We start from the raw sequence: 25,538 nt of genomic DNA, 5'->3' as shown, positions 1-25,538 counted from the left end.
GAGTACGACCCGGACTTAGCGGCGCGGCGCGCCGAAGATGCGCGAGAGCAGCCAGATCGGGATCACGATGACCGCGCCGAGCAGGAAGTAGCGCCACAGCCAGTTCACCGCATCGAAGCCGAGATCCCAGAGCCGCTGGAACAGCAAGCGAATGCTGTAGATGATATTCCAGGGATCGAAGCCGATTGCAGCGAGCACGACGCCGACCAGGATCGAGAGCAGGACCAGCCGAAACGCGACCGCCAGCGGCGAGCCGCCGAGAAAGCGGTGCAGGCCGTCGCTGCGGCCGGCCGGCAAATCTCTGACGTCTTGGACCATCGCAAACTCCTCGGGCGGATTCGATCCCATTATAGGGCACGGCGGGGGACATGGGGAACCCGTGAGGGGGCGTCAATCGGGTTACGGGAGTTTAATTCGGAATTTGATTTAGGTGCATTACCGGCCGCGGGCTCGGTCACCTCTCCCGCTTGCGGGAGAGGTCGCGCCCCGGGCGATGCGAAGCATCGTCCCGCGCGCGGGTGAGGGCTCTCTCCTCTAGGGGAATCCCACTGCGGAGACACCCTCTCCCCCAACCCTCTCCCGCAAGCGGGAGAGGGAGCGCACTACCTTCGTGGCGGCATCACGCCTCAATCTCCGCCGTCTCCGCCTTCAACATCCTCTCCAGCGTTTCCAGTCTGTCCGCCTCGCGCGGCGGCTTGTCCCAGCGCAGGCGGCTGATGCGGGGAAAGCGCATCGCGACGCCGGATTTGTGCCGCGGCGAGCGCTGCAGCCCCTCGAACGCGACCTCCAGCACCAGGCCCTTGTCCGCCTCGTGCACGACATGGCGGACGGGGCCGAACTTTTCCGTGGTGTTGCGGCGGACGAAGCGGTCGATCTGCAACAGCTCCTCGTCGGTGAAGCCGAAATAGGCCTTGCCGACCGGCACCAGCTCGTCGCCGCTCTTGCCTTCGGTCCAGACGCCAAACGTGTAATCGGAGTAATAGGATGAGCGCTTGCCGTGGCCGCGCTGCGCATACATCAGCACGGCGTCGATGATGTGCGGATCACGCTTCCACTTCCACCACTGGCCCTTTGGCCGTCCCGGCAGATAAGGCGCATCGCGCCGCTTCAGCATCACGCCCTCGACGGCGTCCGCGTCTTCGCCCGCGCCGGCACTTGCGGGATCGGCGCGTGCCGCGGTGAGCGCGTCCCAGCTTGCAAAAGGAACGGTCGGCGAGAGATCGATGCGGGGATCGTCCAGCTTCTTGATGAAGGTCTCCAGCCGTTCGCGCCGCTCCGCGAACGGCAATTCGCGCAGATCGTTCTCGTCGTCACCGAGCAGATCGTAGGCGCGCAAGTGAATCGGAAACTCCTTGATCAGCTTGGGCGAGACGACCTTGCGGTTGAGCCGCTGCTGCAGGACGTTGAAGCTTTGGACGCGGCCTTCGCGCAGGATCAAGAGCTCGCCGTCGATCGCGCCGGGCAGCCGCAGCGACGGCACGAGATCGGGAAAGCTTCCTGTGATGTCCTCGCCGGTGCGCGAATAGAGCCGCGCGGTGATGTGGCCGCGGTCGTCGCGGCCGGCCACCGCCTGCACGCGGATGCCGTCCCATTTCCATTCGGCGATGTAGTCGGCGGGATCGAGACTTTGGAAATCCGCGTCCTCGATCGCGTGCGCCAGCATCACGGGCCGGAACGGTGCGGGATCGCGATTGACCGGCTTGTCGGCGCGTCCTTCCAGCCAGGCGAACAGGTCGAGATAGGGCGGCGCAAGGCCTGGCCAGATCAATTCGACCTCATGCGGGTCCTTGTCGCCGAGCGCTGCGGCGGCAGTCTTCGCCAGCCGCGCGGAGATGCCGATGCGCAGCGCGCCGGTGACGAGCTTCAAGAGCGCCCAGCGGCCGGTTTCATCCAGCTCGTCGAGCCAGCGTTCGAGCTGCTTTGGCAGCTCGGTCTTGCCGAGTGTGCGGAGCGTGGTGACGACTTCGGTCAGCGTCGGTGGGGGAGGGTTGTTGTGGTTGCTTGGGTGAAGCGCATCGCTGGCATCTCGCCCGCGGTACCCCTCTCCCTGACCCTCCCCCCGCAAGGGGGGAGGGAACGGTGAGAGCGGTGCGTCCATCACGCGATGATTCACTGTCAGTCGTCGCGTTCAATAGCTGCCGCGCACGCAACTGCGCTCCCTCCCCCCTTGTGGGGGAGGGCGGGGGAGAGGGGTGGCCCGGAAAAGATTGTGCGTTGTTCTGCGCCTTCGGCCACATCAGCGCGACCGTCTCCGAGAGGTCGCCGACATAGTCGTAACTCAACCCGAACAGCACCTCATCTGTCCGCGATGCGATGAGGTCGCGGATCAGCGCCGGCTTGGCGTGCTTGAAGCTCAGCGCGCCGGTGAGCGCGGCCAGTGCATAGCCGCGGTCGGGATCGCCGACCTCGCGAAAATAGCCGGTGATCAGCCGCAGCTTGTTGTTGCGGCCGGGCTCGTAGGCGAGGCGGTCGAGAAGCTCGGCGAAGCGGTTCATGCCTCGGCCTCATCGGCAGTCGGCGTCTCGCTCTCCTCCTCGTCGCCATAGCCGACGAGATCGAGCGGCTGTGCTCGCAAACCTTGCGTCTTGCACCAATGCACCATCGCATCTTCCTGGCCGTGGGTGACCCAGATCTCGCCTGCGCCGGTCGCCGTGATCGTGGCGGTGAGACCGTCCCAGTCGGCGTGGTCGGAGATCACCAGCGGCAATTCGACGCCACCCTGCCGCGCCCGGGCGCGCACGCGCATCCAGCCCGAGGCGAAGGCGGTGACAGGGTCAGGGAAGCGCCGCGTCCAGATATCCGACGTGGCCGAGGGCGGCGCCAGCGTGATGGTGCCGGCGAGCGCTGCCTTCTTCACGCCCTTCACCGGCCTGAGCTCGCCGAGGTCGATGCCGCGGCTCTGATAATATTCGGTGATCTTCTCCATCGCGCCATGCAGATAGATCGGCGCATCAAAGCCGGCCTGCCGCAGCAGCGCGATCACGCGCTGCGCCTTGCCAAGCGAATAGGCGCCGACGAGATGGGCCCGCTCCGGAAACAGCGCGACGGAGGCCAGCAGCTTCTTCACCTCATCGGCCGCATTGCCGTGCCGGAATACCGGCAGGCCGAACGTCGCCTCGGTGATGAAAACGTCGCAAGGCACGAGCTCGAACGGCGTGCAGGTCGGGTCGGGCGCGTCCTTGTAGTCGCCGGAGGCGACGATGCAGGTGTCCTTGCAGGTCACCGCGATCTGCGCCGAGCCCAGCACATGGCCGGCCGGGTGAAACTTGACCTTGACGTCGTCCAGCCTGATCTCCTCGCCATAGCGGATGACTTGCGTCGAGCCGGCGAAATTCTCGCCATAGCGTAGCCGCATCATATCCAGCGTTTCCTGCGTCGCCAGCACGGCGCCATGGCCGGCGCGGGCATGGTCGGAATGGCCGTGGGTGATCACGGCCCGCTCCACGGGACGGACAGGATCGATGTGGAAGCCGCCGGGCTTGCAGCACAGGCCGGCAGCAGCTGGCAGCAGGATGTCTTGAGGACGCATGGTTGTCATATAGGGAGCGGTCGCTCCAAATTAACCCGTCATGCGCGGGCTTGCCGTCTCCGCTAGGCTTCGCCGGCCCAGTAGTGTAAAAGCCCGCCGAAGCTAATTAGCGGAGGCGGGACCCGCGCATCCATCCTCTTAAAGAGTTGCTTTTTTGATGGATTGCCGGGGAAGCTCGGCAATGACGAGCCAAGTTCCCGATGCCCCTCCGCCTTTTCCTGACCTCCGGCGATCTCATGGCCGACCGCCGTTTCGAGTTCGCGCGCGACCTCCAGCTCAAGGGCGACCTGCCCGCCGCCGCCGACCTGCTGGAGCAGGCGATCGAGCTTGCACCTGAGTTCACCTCGGCCTGGTTCACGCTCGGCGAGATCCGCCAGCAACTCGGCGAGCGTGACAAGGCGATCGAGGCCTTCCGCAGGGCGCGCGCCTCCGATCCCGAGGATCAGCACGGCGCCGGCCTTCATTTGATGCGGCTCGGCGACACTGAGATGGCGGAGATGCCGAAAGCCTATGTGCAGGCGCTGTTCGACCAGTATGCGCCGCGCTTCGAGCACGCGCTGATCAACGATCTCGGCTACCGCGCGCCTGCGCTGATCTTCAAGGCGGTGCTGGCCGCGCGCGTCGCCGCGAAGAAGCCGGCCTTCTTCAAACGCACCATCGATCTCGGTTGCGGCACTGGCCTAGCGGCCGCAGCCTTCGCCAAACAGGTCGACCATTTCATCGGCATCGACCTGTCGCCCGGCATGATCAAGGAGGCGCGCACCACCGGGCTCTATGCCGAGCTCGAAGTCGCCGACATGATCGAAGGCCTCCGCACCAAGGCTGACGCGAGTGCGAACCTCGTCGTCGCCGCGGACGCGTTCGTCTATCTCTCCGATCTCGCGGCTGTTCTCACTGAAGCGAGGCGCGCGCTCGTATCCGGCGGCGTGCTCGCCTTCACGCTGGAGACGCATGACGGCAGCGGCATCGTGCTCGGCGAAGGTCTGCGCTATGCCCATTCGGCGGAATATGTCCGCGGCGCCATTGCGAAAGCCGGGCTCAAGCTTCTCACACTGGAGCCGGCCTCGCCGCGCAACGAGAACAACGAGCCGGTGCGCGGCCTCGTCGTCGTCGCCGAGAAAACTTGAGTCTAGGCGCTGCAACTCGCGTGATTTGAGCGTCATTGCGTCGCAAAGCGACGACTTCCTACTTGCGAGCGATGCTGCCTTCCCAGCACAATGCGCGCACCAGGGAGAAAACAACAATGACCAAGAATCCATCGCGGCGCGATTTCAGCGCCGGTGCGCTCGCCACCATCGCCGCCTCCACTGTGCCCGCGCCGTATGTCTGGGCCGCGGAGAAGAAATACGATGCGGGCGCCAGCGACACCGAGATCAAGATCGGCCAGACCGTGCCGCATTCCGGTCCCGGCTCGCTCTACGGCGTGCTCGGGCGTATCGGTGAAGCCTATTTCCAGATGCTGAACGAGAAGGGTGGCATCAACGGACGCAAGATCAAATTCCTCACCATGGACGATGCCTATAGCGCACCGAAATGCGTCGAGGCGACACGGCGCCTGGTCGAGCAGGAGGAAGTGCTGGCGCTCTACGGCTCGCTCGGCACCGCGCCGCAGACCTCCGTGCACAAATACCTGAACTCCAAGGGCGTGCCGCAGCTGTTGCTGAACACCGGCGCGTCGAAGTGGAATAACCCGAAAGAGTTCAAATGGACGATGGCGGGCCTGCCGCTCTATCCGACCGAGGCGCGCATCCTGGCCCGGCACGTCGTTGCCGTGAAGCCGAATGCCAAGATCGGCATCCTCTACCAGAACGACGATTTCGGCCGCGACTTCCTCGGGCCGTTCAAGAAGGTGCTGGCTGACGCCGGCGGCACCGCGCAGGTGATCATGGAGCAGACCTATGATCTCACCGATCCCACGGTCGATTCCCAGCTCATCAATCTCTCGAAGTCGGGCGCCGACGTCTTCTACAACATCACCACCGGCAAGGCGACGTCGCAGTCGATCCGGAAAGTCGCCGAGCTCGGCTGGAAGCCGTTGCAGCTGCTGTCGGCCGGCTCGACCGGCCGCTCGATCCTCAACGCCGCGGGCCTCGAGAACGCCACCGGCATCGTCGCCATCCGCTACAACAAGGAGGTCGGCCTGCCCAAATGGGAGAAGGACCCCGACGTGATGGCGTTCGAGGAGCTGCGCAAGAAGTACATGCCGACCATCGACCCCGACAACACCATCGCGTTTGCCGGCTACGGCCAGGCCGTCACCATGGGCGAGATCCTGCGCCGCTGCGGCGACGACCTCACCCGCGCCAACGTGCTGAAGCAGGCCTCCAACCTCAAAGGCTTCCATTCGCCCTATTTCCTCGACGGCGTCACCTATGACTACACGCCCGAGGACTACACGCCGATGAAGACGCTCTTCATCTCGACCTTCAGCGGCAAGGATTGGGACATCTCCGACAAGCCGATGTCGGAGTAGGAAAGGGCAGCGTACGCTGCTGTCTCTTCCCCTCTCCCCGCTTGCGGGGAGAGGGTAGGGTGAGGGGGAGCCTCCGCGGGGACGGAGGCAGCTGCCCTTGCGGAGACTCCCCCAGCCTCCGCGGGGACGGAGGCAGCTGCCCTTGCGGAGACTCCCCCTCACCCGGAATTCGCGCTGTCGCGCAAATTCCGGCCTCTCCCCGCAAGCGGGGAGAGGCGAAGGAAAGCCCACCCCCTCGACGAACCCAGCCCCACGGCTTACCTGTGATGCCGTGCCGCCCCGCATCCTCAAAATCCCGGCCGAGCCGGCCACGCTGCTGCCCGACCGCTTCAACGCGTGGTTCGCGGCCCGCGGCTGGTTGCCGCGTGAGCATCAGCTCGCGCTGCTGGAGAAGGCACGCGAAGACCGTTCCGCGCTCTTGATCGCGCCTACCGGCGCCGGCAAGACGCTGGCTGGATTTTTGCCGACGCTGGTGGAGCTCTCGGCGCAGCCGGTCGAACGCAACGCCGGCGCCAAGCAAAACCTCGTCTCCACCGGCCGCACCGTGCAACGCACCGGCGGCCTGCACACGCTCTACATCTCCCCGCTCAAGGCGCTTGCCGTCGACATCGCACGCAACCTCGAGAGGCCGATCGCCGAGATGGGGCTGCCGATCAAGGTCGAGACCCGCACCGGTGATACGCCAGTGTCGCGGCGCCAGCGGCAGCGGCGTTATCCGCCGGATGTCCTGCTGACGACTCCGGAGCAGCTCGCACTCTTGCTCTCCTCCGATGACGCGCCCTTCCTGTTCGGCTCACTCAAGCGCATCGTGCTCGACGAGCTGCACGCGCTGGTGACATCCAAGCGCGGCGATCTGCTCTCGCTGGGCCTTGCGCGCCTTTGGCGCCTCGCGCCGCAGATGCGCGCGATCGGCCTGTCGGCGACGGTGGCCGAGCCGGACCAGCTTGCGCGCTTCCTGGTGCCGCAGCCCGAAGGCAAGGAGGTCGCAGCCGACATCGTCGTCGCCGGCGGCGCCGCGCCGCCAGAGGTCGAGATGCTCGATACCCGCGAGCGGCTGCCCTGGGCGGGCCACAGCGCGCGCCACGCGCTCCCCGAGATCTACGAGCTGATCAAGGCGAACAAGACCACGCTGGTCTTCGTCAACACCCGCAGCCAGGCCGAGATGCTGTTCCAGAATCTCTGGAGCATGAATGACGACGGCCTTGCCATCGCGCTGCATCACGGCTCGCTCGACGTCGCACAGCGGCGCAAGGTCGAGGACGCGATGTCGGCGGGACGCCTGCGCGGCGTGGTCTGCACCTCCTCGCTCGACCTCGGAGTCGACTGGGGCGATGTCGATCTCGTCGTCAATATCGGTGCGCCCAAGGGATCCTCGCGCCTGATGCAGCGCATCGGCCGCGCCAATCACCGTCTCGACGAGGCCTCGCGCGCGGTGCTGGTGCCGGCCAACCGGTTCGAGGTGCTGGAGTGCCGCGTCGCCATCGACGCCATCGCCGAGAACGCGCAGGACACGCCACCCTTGCGCACCGGCGCGCTCGATGTGCTCGCCCAGCACGTGCTCGGCTGCGCCTGCGGCGAGCCGTTTTTCAGCGACGAGCTTTATGGCGAAGTCCGCACCGCCGCGCCCTACGCAAACCTGTCGCGGCAGGATTTCGACGACGTCGTCGATTTCGTCGCCTCCGGCGGCTACGCGCTGAAAACCTATGAGCGCTTCGCCCGCATCAAGCAGGACAAGGAGGGCCGCTGGCGCGTCGCCAATCCCAAGGTGCGGCAGAGCTACCGGATGAATGTCGGCACTATCGTCGAGGACGACATGCTGAAGGTGCGGCTGGTACGCTCGCGCAGCGGTGGAACGGGGTCGACCGGCGTGATCGCGCGCGGCGGCCGGTTGCTCGGCGAGATCGAGGAGGCCTTCATCGAGGGTCTCAGCCCCGGCGACACCTTCGTGTTCAGCGGCGAGGTGGTGCGTTACGAGACCCTGGTCGAGGACCAGGTCTATGTCTCGCGTGCGCATGACAAGGACCCCAAGGTGCCGTCCTATATGGGCGGCAAGTTCCCGCTCTCGACCTATCTTGCCGAACGCGTCCGCCGCCTGCTCGACGATGGCCGCGCATGGAAGGGCTTGCCGGAGCAGGTGCGCGACTGGCTGTCGCTGCAGAAGGACGTCTCGCGCGTGCCAGCGGTGCGCGAGCTCCTCGTCGAGAGCTTTCCGCGCGCCAACAAGCATTACATCGTCTGCTATCCCTTCGAAGGCCGCCTCGCGCATCAGACGCTCGGCATGCTGCTGACGCGGCGGCTTGAGCGCGCCCGCGCGCGGCCGCTTGGCTTCGTCGCCAATGAATATGCGGTGGCGATCTGGGGGCTCGGCGATCTCTCTTTCATGATCCGGGACGGCCGGATCGACCTCAACGCGCTGTTCGCCCCCGACATGCTCGGCGATGACCTCGAGGCCTGGCTCGCCGAATCCGCGCTGATGAAGCGCACGTTCCGCAACTGCGCCATCATCTCCGGCCTGATCGCGCGTCGCCACACCGGCGAAGAGAAGAGCCGCCGCCAGGTGCTGTTCTCGACCGATCTCGTCTACGACGTCCTGCGGAAACATCAGGCCGATCACGTCCTGCTGCGCGCCGCCCGCGCCGATGCCGCCACCGGCCTGCTCGACCTGCGCCGCCTCGGCGACATGCTCGCTCGCATCCAGGGCCGCATCACCCACCGGGAACTCGACCACGTCTCCCCGCTCGCCGTCCCCGTGATGCTGGAAATCGGCCGCGAGTCAGTCTATGGCGAAGCTGCAGACGAGCTGTTGGCGGAGGCCGCCGACGAGCTTGTCAAAGAGGCGATGTCGTAGACGGCAAGAATGTATTTTCGGGGCACAACTCTCTCCACACCGTCATGCCCGGGCTTGACCCGGGCATCCACGTCTTCCTTGCAGCGGCAAGAACGTGGATGGCCGGGACAAGCCCGGCCATGACGGAGAACGTTGCGCTATCGATCTCTTTGACCCGCACCCTGGACGTGGCCGGCATCTCGCTCCACACCGATCTCTCCGGCGCGCTGTTCTGGGAAGAGCAGCGCCTGCTGATCGTCTCCGATCTGCATCTGGAGAAAGGCTCCAGCTTTGCCACGCGTGGCGTGTTGCTGCCTCCTTACGACACGCTGGCAACGCTGAGCCGTCTCGCTGCTGTCATCTCCTGCCACAACCCACGCACCGTCATCGCGCTCGGCGACAGCTTTCACGATCGCACCGCGCATGAACGATTGTCCGCTGACGACCGCGATGCCGTCGCCGCGCTCCAGACCGGCCGCGACTGGATCTGGATTTCTGGCAATCACGATCCCATGCTGCCGCGCGATCTCGGCGGCACCGTCGCCGACGAAGTCGCGATCGGCCCGATCACGTTCCGCCACGAGCCGACCGGCGCGCATGGCGAGATCGCCGGCCATCTGCATCCGAAGGCCCGCGTCTCCGCGCGCGGCCGTTCGATGGAGCGGCGCTGCTTTGCCAGCGACGGGATGCGCGCCGTGATGCCGGCCTTCGGCGCCTATGCCGGCGGCCTCAGCATCCGCGATGCGGCGTTCGCAAAGATTTTTCCGAAGAACGGTTTCGTCGCCCATCTGCTCGGCGACCGCCGCGTCCACGCGATCGCGGCCTCGCGCTGTTATTGAGTTCCCGCGCCTTCGCGAACCGAAATTGGGACAGCGCTACATTCGGTATTTATCCGGAGTCGCCGAAGTCGATTGCGACCTCTAACTTGGCTGCTGCCGGGGCTGGAATTTCGCATCCCGAACAAGAATTGCAACCGGCAAGGGGTCGTCGCAAGGCGGCCCCTTTCGATTCCCGCATCCGCAGTCGGGGATTCGAGCACCTGCATTTCGGGCGGCCACACACAACATCGCCGCTGTTCTGGAACAAATTAAGAACACTTTAGCAAGTCTTTGATATATCATTGTGATTCGGCACGTTGCCGACACAATATCTAGCGTCTGTCAGACTCTGCGAGGACTACATGTCCAACATTGCCTTTGATCAGTTTGCCCTCACCCGGATCGCCGATTTCGCGCGCTCGCTGTCGCGGCTGCATCAGACGGCGCGGCGCTTTGCCGTCGATGACGACCAGTTCGACCGCGAGTTCAACGCGGTGTGCCAGTCGATCTGGGGCTACACCATCGACGACATCAGCGACGATCTGTTTTCGCCCGAGGATCATCTGTTCCTCGATACGCTCGACGAAGCGCATGCGCGCATCTTCGCGGCCGAGCAGGGCTACGACCTCGTGGACGAGGCCGGCATGCTGACGGACTGGTGGGGCTTCTGCTGGATGATCCTGGCCGAGCAGCGCGGATTGCTGACGGCCGAGAACCGCGCCGCCGCACGCGCGGCGATCGAGGAGAAGTATCTGGCCGCGCCGAATGTGATCGGGGTGATTATCGGGAGGTGACCCGTCATTCCGGGGCATCGCGCCGCGATGAAGGTGCGCAATTGCGCACCTGAGAAGCTGGAGATTCCGGGTTCGACGCTGACGCATCGCCCCGGAATGACAACTCTTTCTGCTAATCCAATCCCGCCCGCTTCGCCGGCTTCTGCGTCTTCGGCACCGTCACGTCAGGCAGCGCCTCGCGCACGATCTCGGCCGGGGCCGGCGCATCCGCCGACACCGTTTCGGCGCGCACCGGCGCCACCTTCATCTCGCCGAGGCGGGCGCGGACCTGCGCGGTGAGACCGGGATAGGAGGCGACCGGCGTGAAGTCCGCGGCCTGGTCGTTGCCGACGCGGATACCGGTATAGGCGACGAGGCCGTCACTGGTCGCGATCACGTCGCCGGCCTTCAGCGAGGAGTCCAGCGCCAGATCGACCGGCGCGAGGCCGACCGGCTCGCGGCCGTTGCAGGTGCAGTCCGACCGCAGCGCCTTGCGATAGGCAAATGCGTTCTCGCTGTCGGCGTAGCGTTCGCCGGTCTGCGAATATGCGCCGTCGATCGAGGAGCCGAAATAGACCTTGGTCGCGGTCGCGGGACAGAATGCCTGACACATCTGCGCGGGCGAGGCGAGCCCGCGCATCAGCGGAAAATATTTGCCGTCGCAGCTGCGCACGCAGAACGCAGGGCCGGAGCCGCCGGCCGCCGCCGAGCGTGTCGGCGGCACATATTGCGGGTTTGCGGCGTTCTGCTGGCCGGTGAAGGGGTCGGAGTAGGAGCTCGCCTGCTGCGGCACGTCACGCTGCGGCCGCTGCTGCTGCAGGCCGCCGAAGAAGAAGTCGAACAGGCCTTCGGCCGAAACCGGGGCGGGAGCCGCGAGCATTGGAGCCGCAAGGAGGCTGGCTACCAGCATGGCGCGACGCTGCCGCCGCGTATGGGACAAGTGTGTACGCAATGCTCACTCCACCCGACGCTACTGAACCGGCCGAAACCTTTGAGGTCGCAGCACGCGATTCACCATAGTGCGCGATGGTAAATGAGCAGTTGAGCAGAGGCGGTTTCAAGACGAGGTGGTGGCCTCTTCAAGGCCATGCGCAGCTTTCGAACGATCGTTGCTTCCGGGACACGCCCGGGCATGCGGCCAAGAATGTTCCGGAGCTTTACGCCTTCAAAAATTCCGACGCCTTGTACAGCGAGCGGAACGGCAGGCCGGCCGCGCCGAACGTGTCGGTAGCGCCTTCCTCGCGGTCGACCATGGTCAGCACCAGCACGACTTCGGCGCCGGTCTCGCGCACGGACTCCACCGCCTTCATCGCCGAGCCGCCTGTCGTGGTAACGTCCTCGACGATGACGACACGCTTGCCAGCCAGCGTCTCGCCCTTGGGCAGGCCTTCGATCGCGAGCTTGGCGCCATGCTCCTTCGGCTTCTTGCGCACGAAGAACGCCGCGATCGGATGGCCCTTGATCCAGGAGATCTGCGCCAGCGCGCCGGCGAGCGGCACTGCGCCCATCTCGAGCCCGCCGATGAAATCGAGCTGGTCGTCCTTCAGCGCCTCATAGGTGAGCTCGGCGAGCAGGGTCGCGCCCTCGGGGTCGAGCATGGTCGGCTTGAGGTTGAAGTAGAAATCGCTCTTGCGGCCCGACGCGAGCGTCACCTCGCCGCGACCGAAGGAGCGCCGGCGGATGATTTCGAACAGGCGGGCGCGGGAGGCGGATTTCGACACGGCGGTCCCTCGAACAGGGTTTTTGGAGGAGGCGGAATTTATCCGCGACGGCCACGACATTCCAGAGGGGGTATCCCCCGTCAACAGGGATCGGCCATCCCGGTCCGCCGGTTGTGGGGGTGCAGGCGCTGAGGTAGTTGGATGCCGGATATCCCGGGGAAGGAACGAGCAAGGAAATAGGGCATGACGATCGAGCTGCACACCTGGAACACGCCGAACGGCCGCAAGATCTCGGTCGCGCTGGAGGAAATGGGGCTGCCCTACAAGGTGGTCCCGGTGAACATCACCAAGGGCGAGCAAATGGCGCCCGGGTTCCTGAAGCTCTCGCCCAACAACAAGATCCCCGCAATCCTCGACCCCGAGGGTCCCGACGGCAAGCCGGTCAGCATCTTCGAGTCCGGCGCGATCCTGCTTTATCTCGGCGAAAAGACCGGCAAATTCCTGCCGAAATCACTTTCGGCGCGTATCCCCGTCTATGAATGGCTGATGTGGCAGATGGGAGGTTTCGGCCCTATGCCCGGCCAGGTGCATCATTTCATCGCGCTCGAGAACGAGCAGGACCGCGCCTACGGCCTGAAGAGGTACATGGCCGAGACCCGCCGGCTCTACGGCGTGCTCGACCGCCAGCTCGATGGCCGCGACTTCGTCGCCGGCGACCTCTCGGTTGCCGATTTCGCCATCCTGGGCTGGGCCTGGCGCCACCCTCGCCACAAGGTTGAGCTGGCCGACTTCCCCAACGTCAAGCGCTGGTACGAGGCGCTGATGGCGCGCCCGGGCGTGAAGCGGGGGATGGAAGCCAAGCTGGATTGAGGGTTGATCCTGTCCCTCTCCCCGTTCTTCCGGGGAGAGGGTTGGGGTGAGGGGCCTCTCTCCGCGCGTGAGGTCGAGGAGGGACCTGTACCCCCTCACCCGAATTCGACCTGCAATCGAATTCGACCTCTCCCCGCAAGCGGGGAGAGGTGAAAGACCCTCACACTTTCTTCGCTTCCACCGCCATCCGCACCGCGAGCCCGGCCAGCACCGTGCCCATCAGCCAGCGCTGCACCACCATCCAGCTCGGCCGGCTCGCCAGGAACTGCGCGATCGAACCTGCGGCGAGCGCGATCATCGCATTGACGCTGACGCCGATCGCGATCTGGATCGCGCCCAGCACCACCGACTGCGTCAGCACGCTGCCGGCGCTGGGATCGATGAACTGCGGCAGCAGCGCCAGATACAGCATCGCGATCTTCGGATTGAGCAAATTGGTGACGAAGCCCATCGCGAACAATTTGCGCGGGCTGTCGATCGCAAGCTGCTTCACCTGGAACGGCGAGCGCCCGCCCGGCTTCACCGCCTGCCAGGCCAGCCACAACAGATAGCCGGCACCGGCAAAGCGCAGCGCGTCATAGGCGAAGGGAATCGCGAGCAAGAGCGCCGTGATGCCGAACGCCGCGCACAGCATGTAGAACACGAAGCCGAGCGCCACGCCGCCGAGCGAGACGATGCCGGCGGCCGGTCCCTGCGTGATCGAGCGCGAGATCAGGTAGATCATGTTCGGTCCGGGCGTGAGCACGAGTCCAAGGCAGACGAGAGCGAAGCCGAGCAGGGCGGAGGTGTGGGGCATGGGTGAACCGGTGCGGGAGATGCAGTGGTTCTAATATGCGCGGGCGCGCGGGGCCATTGCGCAATTGCACGGAGGACAATTGAGTTTTCGTGTCCCGGACGCGGCACGACGTTCTTGCGCCGGTGCGCCCCCTCGCCCCGTTCTTACGGGGAGAGGGTTGGGGTGAGGGGCCTCTCTCCGCACGGGCGGTCGTCGATAGACCTGTACCCCCTCACCCGGATCACATCTGCGATGTGATCCGACCTCTCCCCGCAGGCGGGGAGAGGTAAAGAGATTCAATGCGCCTCGTCCCAATTGTTCGCGGCGCGCGCGTCGACATGCAGCGGGACCGACAGCAGCACCGCTGGGAACGGCGCGTCCTGCATGACGTGCTGCACGACCGGCAGCGTCTTCTCGACCTCGGCGTCCGGCACCTCGAAGATCAGCTCGTCATGCACCTGCAAGAGCATCTGCGCCGAGAGCTTCTTCTGCGCCAGAGCGTCCTCCACCCGCGTCATGGCGCGGCGGATGATGTCGGCCGCGGTGCCTTGCAGGCGGGCATTGATCGAGGCGCGTTCGTTGAAGGCGCGCACCGAGGCGTTGGAGGCCTTGATGTCGGGATAGTACATCTTGCGGCCGAACAGCGTCGTCACATAGCCGTTCTTGCGGCAGAATTCCTTGGTCTCGTCCATATAGGCGCGGATACCTGGGAAGCGCTCAAAGTACTTCTTGATGTAGGCGGAGGCTTCTTCGCGTGCGATGCCGAGCTGGTTGGCTAGCCCGAACGCCGAGATGCCGTAGATGATGCCGAAATTGATCGCCTTGGCGCGGCGGCGGATCTCGCTCGGCATGCCCTCGATCGGCACGCCGAACATTTCGGACGCCGTCATGGCGTGAATGTCGAGCCCATCGCGAAACGCCTGCTTCAGCACGGGAATGTCGGCGATCTCGGCGAGCAGCCGCAGCTCGATCTGCGAATAGTCGGCGGAAACGAGCTTGTTGCCCGGCGTCGCGATGAAGGCGCGGCGGATCTTTCGCCCGTCCTCGGTGCGCACCGGGATGTTCTGCAAGTTCGGCTCGTTCGACGACAGCCGGCCCGTGGTGGTCGCGGCCAGCGCGTAGGTCGTGTGCACGCGATGGGTCTGCGGATGGACGTAGGTCGGCAGCGCGTCGGTGTAGGTCGATTTCAGCTTCGAGACCTGACGCCACTCCAAGATCTTCTTCGGGAAGTCGTAGCCCTGCTCGGCGAGCTCGTCGAGCACCTGTGCGGTGGTCGACCACGCGCCGGTCTTGGTCTTGCTGCCGCCCGGCAATCCCATCTTGCCGAACAGGATGTCGCCGATCTGCTTGGGACTGCCGACATTGACCGGCTCGCCCGCGATCTCCTGGATCTCGGCCTCGACGCGCGCGGCGGTCTGGGCGAACTCGCCCGACAGCCGCGACAGCACCTGGCGGTCGATCGAGATGCCGCGCCGCTCCATGCGCGCGAGCACCGAGACCAGCGGCCGTTCCAGCGTCTCGTAGACGGCGGTCATGCGCTCCGCGACGAGGCGCGGCTTCAGCACGCGCCACACGCGCAGCGCCATGTCGGCGCCTTCCGCCGACAGAGGCGCCGCCTTGTCGATTGGCACCTGGTCGAAGGTGATCTTGCCCTTGCCGCTGCCGAGCAGCTCGCTCTCCTTCAGCATGGCGTGGCCGAACCAGCGCTCGGACAGCGATTCCAGCCCATGCGAGCCGCGGCCGGCGTCGAGCACATAGGAGATCAGCTGCGCATCGTCGATGCTGCGCAAGGTGATGCCGTGCTGCGCCAGCATCACGGCGCTGAACTTCGCGTCGAAGCCGATCTTGAGGATTCCCGGTGATTCCAGCACGGGGCGGAGCGCGTCGATCGCCTCGTCATGCTTGACCTGGTCGGGCGCGAGTCCCGCATCGAACAGGCCGGCACCGCCGCCGGCCTGCTTGTGCGCCAGCGGCACGTAACAGGCCTCGTTCGGCGCCAACGCCAGCGCGACGCCGCAGAGATCGGCCTGCATCGGGTCGATGGAGTTGGCCTTGATCTCGATCGAGACCTGGCCGGCATCGTGGATGCGCGCGATGAAGGCGTTGAGCTCTTTGAGGCTCTTGACCGCCTGGTATTTGCTGCGGTCGACCGGAAGCTTGCGCAAGGCCTCCTCGCGCGCGGCCGCGAGCGAGATCGGCGCGCCCTTGAGGCTCGCCGTCTTGTCGCCCTTGTCGCCGCCCGTTGCCGTCTTTGCAGGGCCGCCGAACAGGTCGCCGGAGCTCTCGGGCGATTTCGCCTTCGCGCTCTCGCCGGCCCGCGCGCGCTGCTGTTGCTGGCATCGGCGTCGACATTGGCGGGATCGATCTGGGAATAGTCGGCGACGCGGCGCGTCAACGTGGAAAATTCCATCGCCTTCAGGAAGGCGATCAGCTTGCGCGCGTCGGGCTCGTGCACCGCGAGATCGTCCAGCGGCACGTCCAGATCGACCTTGTCGTCGAGCAGCACCAGCTTGCGCGAGATCCGCGCCTTCTCGGCATTCTCGAGCAGCGCCTCGCGCCGCTTCGGCTGCTTGATCTCGCCGGCACGGAACAGCAGCTGGTCGAGGTCGCCATATTCGACGATCAGCTGCGCGGCGGTCTTGATGCCGATGCCGGGGACTCCCGGCACGTTGTCGGTGGAATCGCCGGCCAGCGCCTGCACCTCGACCACCTTCTCGGGCGGCACGCCGAACTTCTCGATCACCTCGGGGATGCCGATGCGGCGGTCCTTCATGGTGTCGTACATGGTGACGCAGTCGGTGACGAGCTGCATCAGGTCCTTGTCGGAGGAGACGATGGTCGCGCTCGCGCCGCGCTCGCAGGCCTGCCGCACATAGGTCGCGATCAGATCGTCGGCCTCGAAGCCGGCCTGCTCCAGGCAGGGCAGGTCGAAGGCGCGCACGGCTTCGCGGATCAGCGCAAATTGCGGGATCAGGTCGTCAGGCGCCGGCGGCCGGTGCGCCTTGTAATCAGCGTAGATCTTGTTGCGGAATGTGACTTCCGACTTGTCGAACACGATCGCCAGATGCGTCGGCCGGTTGTCCTCGGGCATGTCGCGCAAGAGCTTCCACAGCATGTTGCAGAAGCCGAGCACGGCATTGACCTGCAAGCCGTCCGACTTGCGGTTCAGCGGCGGCAGCGCGTGATAGGCGCGGAAGATGTAGCCGGAACCGTCGACCAGGAACACGTGGTCGCCCTTGCCAACCCCCTTCGCCGCAACCGGTTTGGCAGCAGCTGGCGCAGCGGCTTTGGTGTCGGCTGCGGCCGGGGCTTCATTAGCCTTGGGCGCAGCCTTGGTGTCAGCTTTGGCGGTGGTCTTCGGGGATGTTTTGGGCATGGCCGCAATGTATGAATTTTTGCGGGTTTTGACAGCCTTGGAAGGGGGATTTTTGGGCGGATTCCCACACCTCTCGTCGTCCCCGCGAACGCGGGGACCCCCGCGCGAGCGCTTGCGCTCGTCGCGATAACCACAGGGAAGAGTTTGGCGAAGGTTGACTGTGACTAGGCCGTGGTACGGAGACCGCGATCCATCGACAAATCACGCGGTATGGGTCCCTGCGTGCGCAGGGACGACAGCGCAATTACTCCGCCGCCTGCAACACCGGCCCCGCCTTCCTCGGCGCGATCCAGAACGCATCCGGACGCTCGAACAGGAAGTGCGCATTGAGCCGCAGCGCGACCTGCCAGATGGCGAGCGAACCGATCACGCCGACTATGGTCACAATCAGCGACACCGTGCCGATGTCGGGAATGACGCCGGTACGCAAGAGCAGCGTACGGGTCGCCGCCATCGGCAGGAAGAAGGCGAGATAGATCACGATCGAATGCTCGCCGCAGAAGCGGAAGAAGTTCAGCCAATGCGCGCGCGCCAGCAATGTGCCCATCGTGATGATGGCACAGGCGCCGGCGAAACCGAGCACGAGCGAGACGATCTTCCACTCGCTGGCGCCAGAGGCGACGAGGCCGGCATTGACCAGTACCCAGGTCGCAAGTCCAGCGAGCGCCAGCGCGGGATGTTTCCGCGCGCGATCCGACAGCGCGAACACGTAAGGCGCGAACAGGTAACCCGAATAGAAGTAGACGAAGCGCGCGCAGAATTCGTCGATCGCGGTCCAGCCGGTTGCGATGCGCGCCGTCTCCAGCGCGGCGGCCATGATCCAGACCGCGAGCGGCGGGATTCGCCGTGTCAGTTTTGTGACGACGAAGAACACCGGCAGCAGATAGATGAACCACAGCGTTCCGAACGGCTCGATGAAGGATTCCAGATACAGCAGGCCGGCGTCACGCCAGCTCGATTCCGCGGCGAAGGCGGGCGCCTTGAAGCCGAACTGGATTGTCACCCAGACGACATAGAAATAGGCGAAATGCACCACCTTGCGATCGAGATAGGTTCGCCAGTCCCGATCGATCACCAGTGGCAGGAACAGGCCCGAGATCAGGAAGAAATCGGGCATCCGGAACGGCTTTGCGAAGGCCACCAGGACATGCATGAAACCGGTCTCGCTGGCGGCGAGCTCCACTCCCAGCACCGAGTGCATCATCACGACCATGATGATGCAGATGCCCTTGGCGTAGTCGACCCAGTCGACACGCCCGGCCGTCGGGGCCTTCGGGCTCCCGGTTGCGGCGATTGTGCCTGATGATGCCATGATGTCCCGTTTCGAGGCGTGTTCCGCCCGGCTCTGTGTGGGCGTGGGGCAGTTTGGATCCCAGTGGTTTCCGACTTCTTTACCGGTTCAAGTCGCGTGCCGGTTTTTGCATGCGGACTGTTCCCTCCCCATCGGAAAGTGCTAAACCGCCCCGAGTTGGGGTTTCGTTAACCAGCCAGAACAGGGTTTTTCATGCGAATCGCGATGATCGGCACGGGTTATGTGGGACTGGTATCCTGCAACACGCCCGGGGCGCGCGTCGGGGTCCGCCCGCACCGTCGAGATCGACACCACCGGTGGTCCCGGATTCGGCTTCGAGCACTTCAAGGAGCTCGACTTCCTGCGCGACCACGAGGTGGTCCTGACCTTCGACGATGGCCCCTGGCCGAAGAACACGCCCGCCGTGCTGAAGGCGCTCGCCGATGAATGCACCACCGGCATCTTCTTCTCGATCGGCAAGCACGCGACCTACGAGCCGGAGATCCTCAAGCAGGTCTATGCAGCCGGGCACACCGTGGGCAGCCACACCTGGTCGCACGCCAATCTCAACAACAAGAAGCTGACGGAAGCGCAGCGCAAGGAAGAAATCGAGAAGGGCCTGTCCGCAGTGAAGTGGGCGCTCGGCGGCATCTCGCCCTCGCCGTTCTTCCGTTTCCCGGCACTCCAGCATCCGCCGGAGATGGTCACCTATCTCGGCAACCGCAACATGGCGATCTTCTCCTGCGACATCGACTCCTTCGACTTCAAGGCGTCCAAGCCCGAGAAGGTGATCGAGACCGTGATGAAGAAGCTCGAGGGCAAGGGCAAGGGCATCATCCTGATGCACGACTTCCAGAAGCACACCGCGGAAGCCCTGCCCGAGCTGCTCAAGCGCCTGAAGGCCGGCGGCTACAAGGTGGTGGCGATGCGCGCCAAATTCCCGGCCTCGACGCTGCCGGAATACGACCAGGAGCTGATGAAGGACGTCAAGCTGCCGACAGTGAGCCAGCGCCCGGTCAATTCCGTGGTGACGACCGTTTCCGAATAGCCTGCACTTGTCTTTCCGTTTCGAAGGCTACGTCATCATCTCGGCGGACGGCATGCTTGCCGATCCGTCGCACATCATGCCCTCAACGCTGGTGTTCGAAGGCGACAAGCGCTTTTTCGAGCAGGCGCTCGATCGCGCCGCGATCATCGTGCACGGCGGGCACTCGCACGAGCAGCAGCCGAACTCGCCGAAGCGGAAGCGGCTGATCCTCACCCGCAAGATCAAGGCACTCACCGTCGATCCGGAGATGCCGAACGCGACGCTGTGGAATCCGGAGCATGCGAGCTTCGAGGAGGCCTGCGCCTTCGCCGACGTCGCCTCCGGCACCGTCGCGATCATCGGCGGCCCCGTCGTGTTCGACATGTTCATGGACCGCTACGACACGTTCTGGCTGTCGGAAGCTCCGCGCGTGCGGCTGCCCGGCGGTGAAGGGTGTTTCGTCGGCGTGCCAGAGCGGACGCCGCACGAGGTGCTGGCGTCGCATGGGATGAAGCCGGGCGCGCCGTATCTGCTCGACGCGGCGCATGAGGTGACCGTGACCCCGTGGCGGCGGGCCGGAGGCGCGAACTAGACTCCCAAAACAACCCCATGCACAGTACCGGTGCCTTGATACAGGTACATATCTCTCGTTCCTGCCGCGGATATCGGGCTTCGCTCGTGGCGCTACCGGGCGCTCGATCGGGTCAAACTGCCCTTCTCGAGTTCAGCGCGCACGTCCTGGAGGACGCTGCGCCAATCGCCGGGTTGAGGCTGCCGGAATTGCCGGAGCGTCGGATACCAGGGGCTGTCGTCGCGGTTCAGCAGCCAGCGCCAGCACCGGTCGAAGCGATTGAGCAGCCAGACAGGGCGGCCAAGCGCACCCGCAAGATGCACCACCGCAGTATCAACACCGATGACCAGGTCGAGTGCCTCGATCAGCCCGGCGGTCTCACCGAAGTCGTGGAGATCATCCGTCCAATCGTGCAGGACCAGACCAGTCGGCGGCGACTGGCTCGCCGCCGGCCCCTTCTGCAACGAGACGAAACTCACCCCCGGCAGATCCGCCAGCTCTGAAAATCGATCGAGCGAAACCGATCGGCGCTGATCACCGCTCATCGTCTGATTGCCTGCCCAGACGAGGCCGACCCTGAGGCCGTCGAGCTGCCCGACTCGCTGCCGCCAGGCCGCCGCGCTTTGCGGGGCGGCCTGCAGATAGGGTACCTCTCGCGGGATGGTTTCCAGGGTGGTGCCAAGGGCGCGCGGCAAGCTCAACAGCGGGCAATGCAGATCGAACGTCGGCAGCGGATCGCCGAGCGCGACGATGCTTTGAAGTCCCGGCAGCTCCGCCAAGAGCGGCGCAAGGAGCGGCAGCAGCGCCCGCTGAACCTCGAGAACGACCCGCCACTTCGCCGCAATGGCCGGCACGAAGCGAACGAACTGGAGCGTGTCGCCCAGGCCCTGCTCCGCATGCAGCAGCAGGACCCGATCACCGATGTCTTCTCCACCCCAGAGCGGCTGGCTGAAGCCGCGCAGATGCGGCTTTTTCTTCGCCTGCTTCCACCGCCACTCATATTCCCGCCAGCCTTCGTCGAACTGGCCGGCCAGCAACAGTGAGGCCGCCAGGTTGAAATGCGCGTCGGCATAATCCGGCCTTTGCGACACCGCCGTTCGCAAGGTCTGAATGGATTCATCAGGCCGTCCAAGATCGAACAGCACGGCGCCGAGATTGTTGAGCGCCTCCGGCAAGGCCGGATCGTGAGCGAGAGCGACCCGATAGCACGGCTCTGCGTCCTGGAAACGACCGGCCTCGCGAAGGGCATTGCCGAGGGTCAGTTGCGCGGGGAAATAGTCCGGCTCCAGACGCAAAGCTTCCCTGCAGCAGGCTTCCGCCTCGTCCAGCCGCCCCTGCAGTCGCAGCAGGTCACCGAGATTGTTCAGGGCCCCGGGGAAAGCCGGCTTGAGCTTGCAGGCTTCGCGAAGATTCACCTCCGCCTCGTCAAGACGGCCGAGCTTGATAAGAAGACCACCAAGATTGTTATGGACATCCGCGAATGCCGGGTCGAGGCGCAGGGCCTCACGATAACAACGCTCGCATTCCTCGAAAGCGGACAGCTCGAACAGCACCGCTCCAAGGTTGCAATGGGCCGCCGCAAAATCCGGGCGCTGCCGCAGCACATGGCGAAACTCGCCGACCGCATCATCGAACTGCTTCCGCTTCGCCAGCAGATTGGCGAGATTGAAACGGGCATCGACCTGAGCACGGGCGAGGTTGCGGTCGAGGCCAGCGGGATGCCGCAGCACGAACCGATAATGGGCCTCCGCGCCCGCGACGTCCCCGCACTCGCCCAGCAGGGCGCCGAGCTGATTGTGCGCATCCAAATTGTCGGGCTTGAGCTGCAGCGCTTGCCGGTAGCTCGCGATGGCCTCGTCCCTTCGTCCCAGAGCGCGCAGAGCGCCAGCCATGTTGCTGTGATGGACGCTGTTGGAAGGCTGAAGCTTGACGACGCGGATGATGACATCGAGCGCCCTGTCGGGGTGGCCTGCCTGGAGCAAGGCAACTCCCAGCAGGTGCAGACAGTCGGCATGATCCGGCTGGGATGCCAGGATCTGCCGATAGATCGCCTCTGCTTGCGGCAAGCGGCCTGCGCGATGGTGCGCCAGAGCGGCCTCGAATGACACGGAACCCGACGACGCTTCAGCATACATTGCGATGGGCCCTCATCGATGAGATTACGAGAGGTGCGAGGCAGATGCCCCTTCGTGCATTTGAATGCTGAGGATTCCTCGAATCTGCCTCACACCTCGCTCCCCGCCATTCTGCGGCAGCGACCTTGCGTGAAGCTGGGCCCGTCGCGTGCGACCTGCGAGCCTAGACGTCCCCGTAGGCGGACTCGGCCGGGCGCGTGGTGCGGCCGTAGCCGATGATCATGCAGAGCGCGCCGATGATCGCGAGATTCTTCAGCGCGTCGACCACCATCTTGGCGTTGTCGGGCGCTGCGAGATTCCAGAAATCGGCGGACAGGTAGGTCGAGACTGCGATGTAGATGATCATCAGCATCGCGAAGAAGCGTGCGCCGAAATTCAGCGCGATCATCAGGCCCGCGATGATCTCGAGCCCGCCCACCGCGATCGCCAGCAGCTGCGGCGTGGTCATCGCGGTCGCCGTCTCGATCTGCTTGGCGTAGGGCTCGATCGCCTCGGGCACCACGATCTTGCTGGCGATGAAGTCCGCCGTTGCCTGGATCGCAAAGAGCTTGGTCGCGCCCGTGTAGATGAACAGTACGGCGAACAGGATCCGCCCGAAAGTCACGAACGCTGGCATGATCGGCCTCTTGGCTCAGGCTTATTGAAAATCGGAATTTGGACGAACGCGCCCGGCGATTATGAAGAGTCGTGCGCCGGTTTACAAACGGGGAAATGGAAAACTGAAAGTAATTCAAAGTTGGCGGCGCGGACGTTGCCCCTTCTCCCCTTGCGGGAGAAGGTGGCGTAAGCGGCCTTTGGCCGCCGTTCTTAAGAACGCCGAAGCGAGGCTTCGGCTACGGCGCCGGATGAGGGGTATCTATCCGCGGATCCAATCGTGAAAGGTACTCGCGGAGAGAAACCCCTCACCCGTCTCGCCGCTCCGCGGCGATCCACCCTCTCCCGCAAGGGGAGAGGGTAAGAACGGCGCGCAGTCGCGCGCCTACGTAAACAAAGTCGGCTGCTGCCGCGACGCACGCTCCTGCGCTTCCACCACGGCGACCGCGGTCATGTTCAGGATACCGCGCGCCGTCACCGAGGGGGTGAGGATATGGGCGGGCCGCGCCGGGCCGATCAGGATCGGGCCGACGGGCAGTGCGTCCGCCAGCGACTTGATCATTTGATAGGCGACGTTGGCGGTGTCGAGACTCGGCATGATCATGATGTTGGCCTCGCCCTCGAGCTTGGAGTGCGGCAGTACCATTTTTCGCGCTGCAGCCGAGAGTGCCGTGTCGCCCTGCATCTCGCCGTCGGCCTCGATCTCCGGATGCTTCTCCTTCAAGAGCTGGGTCGCCCGGCGCATCTTGCGCGAGGAGTCGGTGTCGTAGCTGCCGAAATCCGAATGCGAGACGAAGGCGATCTTCGGCTTGATGTTGAAGCGCTGGACGTGGACCGCCGCGAGCGAGGCGATCTCGGCAAGCTCCTCCGCGCCCGGATTGGGCCGCACCTGGGTGTCCGCGATGAAGAACGCGCCCTTGGTGGTGATCAGCAGCGCCAGCGCCGCATAGTCGCTGACCCCGGCCGCGAAGCCGACGATCTCGCGGACGTGACGCAGATGGTGCATGTAGCGGCCCTCGACGCCGCACAGCATGGCATCCGCCTCGCCGCGCGTCACCGCGAGCGCGGCGATGACCGTGTTGTTGGTGCGCACCACCGTGCGCGCCGCATCCGGCGTCACGCCACGGCGGCCGGCGACCTCGACATAGGACTGCACATAGGAGCGGTAGCGCGGATCGTCCTCGGGATTGACGAGGTCGAAATCCTTGCCGGCCTTGATCGACAGGCCGAAGCGCTTGATGCGCGCCTCCACCACCGAGGGACGTCCGACCAGGATCGGCCGCGCCAGCTTCTCCTCCAGCACCACTTGCGTGGCGCGCAGCACGCGCTCGTCCTCGCCTTCGGCGTAGATCACGCGCACCGGCTGGGTCTTGGCCTTGGCGAACATCGGCTTCATGACGAGGCCGGAGCGGAAGGCGAAGCGCTCGAGCAGCGCGGTGTATTCGTCGAAATTGGTGATGGGGCGCGTCGCGACGCCCGACTCCATCGCCGCCTTCGCCACCGCCGGCGCGATGCGCAGGATCAGGCGCGGGTCGAAGGGGCTCGGGATCAGCGAGCCCGGGCCGAACCCTTGCGTCTCGCCGGTGTCAAAGCCCTGCGCGACCGCGTCCGACGGCGCCTCGCGCGCCAGCTGCGCGATGGCTTCGACCGCGGCGTGCTTCATCTCCTCGTTGATCGCGCTGGCGCCGACGTCGAGCGCGCCGCGGAAGATGAAGGGAAAGCAGAGGACGTTGTTGACCTGGTTCGGATAGTCCGAGCGGCCGGTGCAGATCATCGCGTCCGGGCGTACCTTGCGCGCCTCCTCCGGCATGATCTCCGGTGTCGGATTGGCGAGGGCCATGATCAGCGGCTTGTCGCCCATCGCCTGGGCCATCTCCGGCTTGAGCACGCCGGGCGCCGAGAGGCCGATGAAGATGTCCGCGCCGCCGATGACGTCGGCGAGCGTGCGCTTGTCGGTCTTCTGGGCATAGACCGCCTTCCAGCGGTCCATCTGCGTGTTGCGGCCGTCATAGACCAGGCCGTCGATGTCGCAGACCCAGATGTTCTTGCGCTGCGCACCCATCGACACCAGCAGGTTGAGCGTCGCGATCGCGGCCGCCCCTGCCCCCGACGCCACGATCTTGACGTCGGACAGCTTCTTGCCGTTCAGGCGGAGACCGTTGGTGATGGCGGCGGCGACGATGATGGCGGTGCCGTGCTGGTCGTCATGGAAGACCGGAATCTTCATGCGCTCCTTCAGCCGGCTCTCGATCTCGAAGCATTCCGGTCCGCGGATGTCTTCCAGATTGATGCCGCCGAAGGTCGGCTCGAGCGCGGCCACGGTCTCGACCACGCGGTCGATGGTGTCGGCGGCGATCTCGATGTCGAACACGTCGATGCCGGCGAACTTCTTGAACAGGACCGCCTTGCCTTCCATCACCGGCTTGGACGCCAGCGGGCCGATATTGCCGAGGCCGAGCACCGCGGTGCCGTTCGAGACCACGGCGACCAGGTTGGCGCGGGTGGTGAGCGAAGCGGCTTCGGCCGGGTTCTTGGCGATCTCGGTGCAGGCGGCGGCGACGCCCGGAGAATAGGCCAGCGCGAGGTCGCGCTGGTTGGCAAGCGGCTTGCTTGCCTGGATCTCGAGCTTTCCGGGGCGCGGCAGACGATGATAGGCGAGCGCCGCCTGGTGGAGATCTTCAGAATAGGACGACATGCGGTGTCTCGCCTCGCGTTACCGGCCTCAGAATGCACGATCTGGAGCTGCCGCCCAAGCGGACGGTATTTCCGGGTCATGGAAACGGGATGAAGCACGGCCGAAGCCCCGGTGGCAACATCC

The 25,538-nt window shown here is 65.2% G+C and carries 18 protein-coding genes and 2 pseudogenes; 8 read left to right on the top strand and 12 right to left on the bottom strand.

Annotated features, from left to right (window positions below; all coding sequences use genetic code 11):
- Positions 1–15: 15 nt before the first annotated feature.
- From FOM02_RS42500 to FOM02_RS42490, 3 genes and pseudogenes are all read right to left on the bottom strand, one after another.
- On the bottom strand, positions 16–318 hold the full coding sequence (locus tag FOM02_RS42500) for a DUF6460 domain-containing protein (RefSeq protein WP_027564775.1): 303 nt from the start codon (positions 316–318) through the stop codon (positions 16–18).
- Between the two features lie 301 nt (positions 319–619).
- Positions 620–2,495 (bottom strand): annotated as a pseudogene (locus tag FOM02_RS42495) (ATP-dependent DNA ligase).
- The gene (locus FOM02_RS42490; RefSeq protein WP_027564773.1) at positions 2,492–3,529 is read right to left on the bottom strand and encodes a ligase-associated DNA damage response exonuclease; all 1,038 of its coding nucleotides are present in this window, start codon (positions 3,527–3,529) and stop codon (positions 2,492–2,494) included. The pseudogene FOM02_RS42495 and the gene FOM02_RS42490 overlap by 4 nt, the downstream one beginning before the upstream one ends.
- A gap of 200 nt (positions 3,530–3,729) precedes the next feature.
- Between FOM02_RS42490 and FOM02_RS42485 the strand changes: the two genes are divergently transcribed.
- From FOM02_RS42485 to FOM02_RS42465, 5 genes are all read left to right on the top strand, one after another.
- A complete protein-coding gene (locus tag FOM02_RS42485; RefSeq protein WP_027564772.1) occupies positions 3,730–4,656 on the top strand; it encodes a class I SAM-dependent DNA methyltransferase in 927 nt (308 codons plus the stop codon).
- Between the two features lie 116 nt (positions 4,657–4,772).
- A complete protein-coding gene (locus FOM02_RS42480; RefSeq protein ID WP_027564771.1) occupies positions 4,773–6,002 on the top strand; it encodes an ABC transporter substrate-binding protein in 1,230 nt (409 codons plus the stop codon).
- A 271-nt stretch (positions 6,003–6,273) separates the two neighbouring features.
- Positions 6,274–8,850 carry a ligase-associated DNA damage response DEXH box helicase gene (locus FOM02_RS42475; RefSeq protein WP_027564770.1) on the top strand — a complete coding sequence of 859 codons (2,577 nt, stop codon included), beginning with the start codon at positions 6,274–6,276 and terminating at the stop codon, positions 8,848–8,850.
- Between the two features lie 119 nt (positions 8,851–8,969).
- Positions 8,970–9,668, top strand: coding sequence for a ligase-associated DNA damage response endonuclease PdeM (gene pdeM, locus FOM02_RS42470; protein WP_027564769.1), 699 nt, complete (start codon positions 8,970–8,972; stop codon positions 9,666–9,668).
- Positions 9,669–10,009: 341 nt separating this feature from the next.
- Positions 10,010–10,441, top strand: a complete 432-nt coding sequence (locus tag FOM02_RS42465) for a hypothetical protein (RefSeq protein ID WP_027564768.1) — start codon at positions 10,010–10,012, stop codon at positions 10,439–10,441.
- Between the two features lie 112 nt (positions 10,442–10,553).
- Here FOM02_RS42465 and FOM02_RS42460 read toward each other — a convergent pair whose 3' ends face one another.
- Together FOM02_RS42460 and pyrE are read right to left on the bottom strand one after the other, a co-directional pair.
- Positions 10,554–11,330 (bottom strand): DUF2865 domain-containing protein, encoded by a 777-nt coding sequence (locus FOM02_RS42460; protein ID WP_035730473.1) that lies wholly within the window; start codon positions 11,328–11,330, stop codon positions 10,554–10,556.
- A 247-nt stretch (positions 11,331–11,577) separates the two neighbouring features.
- On the bottom strand, positions 11,578–12,141 hold the full coding sequence (gene pyrE / locus FOM02_RS42455) for an orotate phosphoribosyltransferase (RefSeq protein WP_018647906.1): 564 nt from the start codon (positions 12,139–12,141) through the stop codon (positions 11,578–11,580).
- Between the two features lie 183 nt (positions 12,142–12,324).
- On the opposite strand from pyrE, the gene FOM02_RS42450 reads away from it, so the two are divergent.
- Entirely contained in the window at positions 12,325–12,951 is a 627-nt protein-coding gene (locus FOM02_RS42450; protein ID WP_027564766.1) for a glutathione S-transferase family protein, read from the top strand.
- Between the two features lie 160 nt (positions 12,952–13,111).
- Here the strand turns inward: FOM02_RS42450 and FOM02_RS42445 are convergent, their stop codons facing one another.
- The 4 genes and pseudogenes from FOM02_RS42445 to FOM02_RS42435 all read right to left on the bottom strand — a co-directional run bounded on the left by FOM02_RS42445 (position 13,112) and on the right by FOM02_RS42435 (position 18,414).
- Positions 13,112–13,747 (bottom strand): LysE family translocator, encoded by a 636-nt coding sequence (locus FOM02_RS42445; protein ID WP_027564765.1) that lies wholly within the window; start codon positions 13,745–13,747, stop codon positions 13,112–13,114.
- A gap of 275 nt (positions 13,748–14,022) precedes the next feature.
- The gene (polA, locus tag FOM02_RS42440) at positions 14,023–16,521 is read right to left on the bottom strand and encodes a DNA polymerase I (protein WP_416207801.1); all 2,499 of its coding nucleotides are present in this window, start codon (positions 16,519–16,521) and stop codon (positions 14,023–14,025) included.
- A pseudogene (locus FOM02_RS47430) lies at positions 16,512–17,102 on the bottom strand (5'-3' exonuclease); the annotation flags it as partial. The gene polA and the pseudogene FOM02_RS47430, both read right to left, overlap by 10 nt.
- Before the next feature lie 244 nt (positions 17,103–17,346).
- Positions 17,347–18,414 (bottom strand): acyltransferase family protein, encoded by a 1,068-nt coding sequence (locus tag FOM02_RS42435; RefSeq protein WP_027564763.1) that lies wholly within the window; start codon positions 18,412–18,414, stop codon positions 17,347–17,349.
- Between the two features lie 220 nt (positions 18,415–18,634).
- Here FOM02_RS42435 and FOM02_RS42430 point away from each other — a divergent pair, with 220 nt between their 5' ends.
- Both FOM02_RS42430 and FOM02_RS42425 read left to right on the top strand, forming a co-directional pair.
- The gene (locus FOM02_RS42430; protein WP_265441061.1) at positions 18,635–19,441 is read left to right on the top strand and encodes a polysaccharide deacetylase family protein; all 807 of its coding nucleotides are present in this window, start codon (positions 18,635–18,637) and stop codon (positions 19,439–19,441) included.
- A gap of 7 nt (positions 19,442–19,448) precedes the next feature.
- Positions 19,449–20,012, top strand: a complete 564-nt coding sequence (locus FOM02_RS42425) for a dihydrofolate reductase (protein WP_027557644.1) — start codon at positions 19,449–19,451, stop codon at positions 20,010–20,012.
- Between the two features lie 92 nt (positions 20,013–20,104).
- Here the strand turns inward: FOM02_RS42425 and FOM02_RS42420 are convergent, their stop codons facing one another.
- From FOM02_RS42420 to FOM02_RS42410, 3 genes are all read right to left on the bottom strand, one after another.
- On the bottom strand, positions 20,105–22,126 hold the full coding sequence (locus FOM02_RS42420; protein ID WP_051377927.1) for a tetratricopeptide repeat protein: 2,022 nt from the start codon (positions 22,124–22,126) through the stop codon (positions 20,105–20,107).
- Between the two features lie 163 nt (positions 22,127–22,289).
- Positions 22,290–22,742 (bottom strand): DoxX family protein, encoded by a 453-nt coding sequence (locus FOM02_RS42415; RefSeq protein ID WP_027557643.1) that lies wholly within the window; start codon positions 22,740–22,742, stop codon positions 22,290–22,292.
- 363 nt (positions 22,743–23,105) lie between these two features.
- Entirely contained in the window at positions 23,106–25,415 is a 2,310-nt protein-coding gene (locus FOM02_RS42410; RefSeq protein WP_027557642.1) for an NADP-dependent malic enzyme, read from the bottom strand.
- Positions 25,416–25,538: the final 123 nt, after the last annotated feature.

The organism is Bradyrhizobium sp. SEMIA (assembly GCF_014844175.1).
GTDB classification, from domain to species: Bacteria; Pseudomonadota; Alphaproteobacteria; order Rhizobiales; family Xanthobacteraceae; genus Bradyrhizobium; species Bradyrhizobium arachidis.
This window is presented reverse-complemented; position numbering and strand designations above follow the sequence as displayed.

Bases quoted from the DNA above. Each gene is read 5' to 3' on its own strand.
- FOM02_RS42500 (WP_027564775.1), bottom strand. From the start codon at position 318: ATGGTCCAAGACGTCAGAGATTTGCCGGCCGGCCGCAGCGACGGCCTG.
- FOM02_RS42490 (WP_027564773.1), bottom strand. From the start codon at position 3,529: ATGCGTCCTCAAGACATCCTGCTGCCAGCTGCTGCCGGCCTGTGCTGC.
- FOM02_RS42485 (WP_027564772.1), top strand. From the start codon at position 3,730: ATGCCCCTCCGCCTTTTCCTGACCTCCGGCGATCTCATGGCCGACCGC.
- FOM02_RS42480 (WP_027564771.1), top strand. From the start codon at position 4,773: ATGACCAAGAATCCATCGCGGCGCGATTTCAGCGCCGGTGCGCTCGCC.
- pdeM (WP_027564769.1), top strand. From the start codon at position 8,970: ATGACGGAGAACGTTGCGCTATCGATCTCTTTGACCCGCACCCTGGAC.
- FOM02_RS42465 (WP_027564768.1), top strand. From the start codon at position 10,010: ATGTCCAACATTGCCTTTGATCAGTTTGCCCTCACCCGGATCGCCGAT.
- FOM02_RS42460 (WP_035730473.1), bottom strand. From the start codon at position 11,330: ATGCTGGTAGCCAGCCTCCTTGCGGCTCCAATGCTCGCGGCTCCCGCC.
- FOM02_RS42450 (WP_027564766.1), top strand. From the start codon at position 12,325: ATGACGATCGAGCTGCACACCTGGAACACGCCGAACGGCCGCAAGATC.
- FOM02_RS42445 (WP_027564765.1), bottom strand. From the start codon at position 13,747: ATGCCCCACACCTCCGCCCTGCTCGGCTTCGCTCTCGTCTGCCTTGGA.
- FOM02_RS42435 (WP_027564763.1), bottom strand. From the start codon at position 18,414: ATGGCATCATCAGGCACAATCGCCGCAACCGGGAGCCCGAAGGCCCCG.
- FOM02_RS42430 (WP_265441061.1), top strand. From the start codon at position 18,635: ATGTGGGACTGGTATCCTGCAACACGCCCGGGGCGCGCGTCGGGGTCC.
- FOM02_RS42420 (WP_051377927.1), bottom strand. From the start codon at position 22,126: ATGTATGCTGAAGCGTCGTCGGGTTCCGTGTCATTCGAGGCCGCTCTG.
- FOM02_RS42415 (WP_027557643.1), bottom strand. From the start codon at position 22,742: ATGCCAGCGTTCGTGACTTTCGGGCGGATCCTGTTCGCCGTACTGTTC.
- FOM02_RS42410 (WP_027557642.1), bottom strand. From the start codon at position 25,415: ATGTCGTCCTATTCTGAAGATCTCCACCAGGCGGCGCTCGCCTATCAT.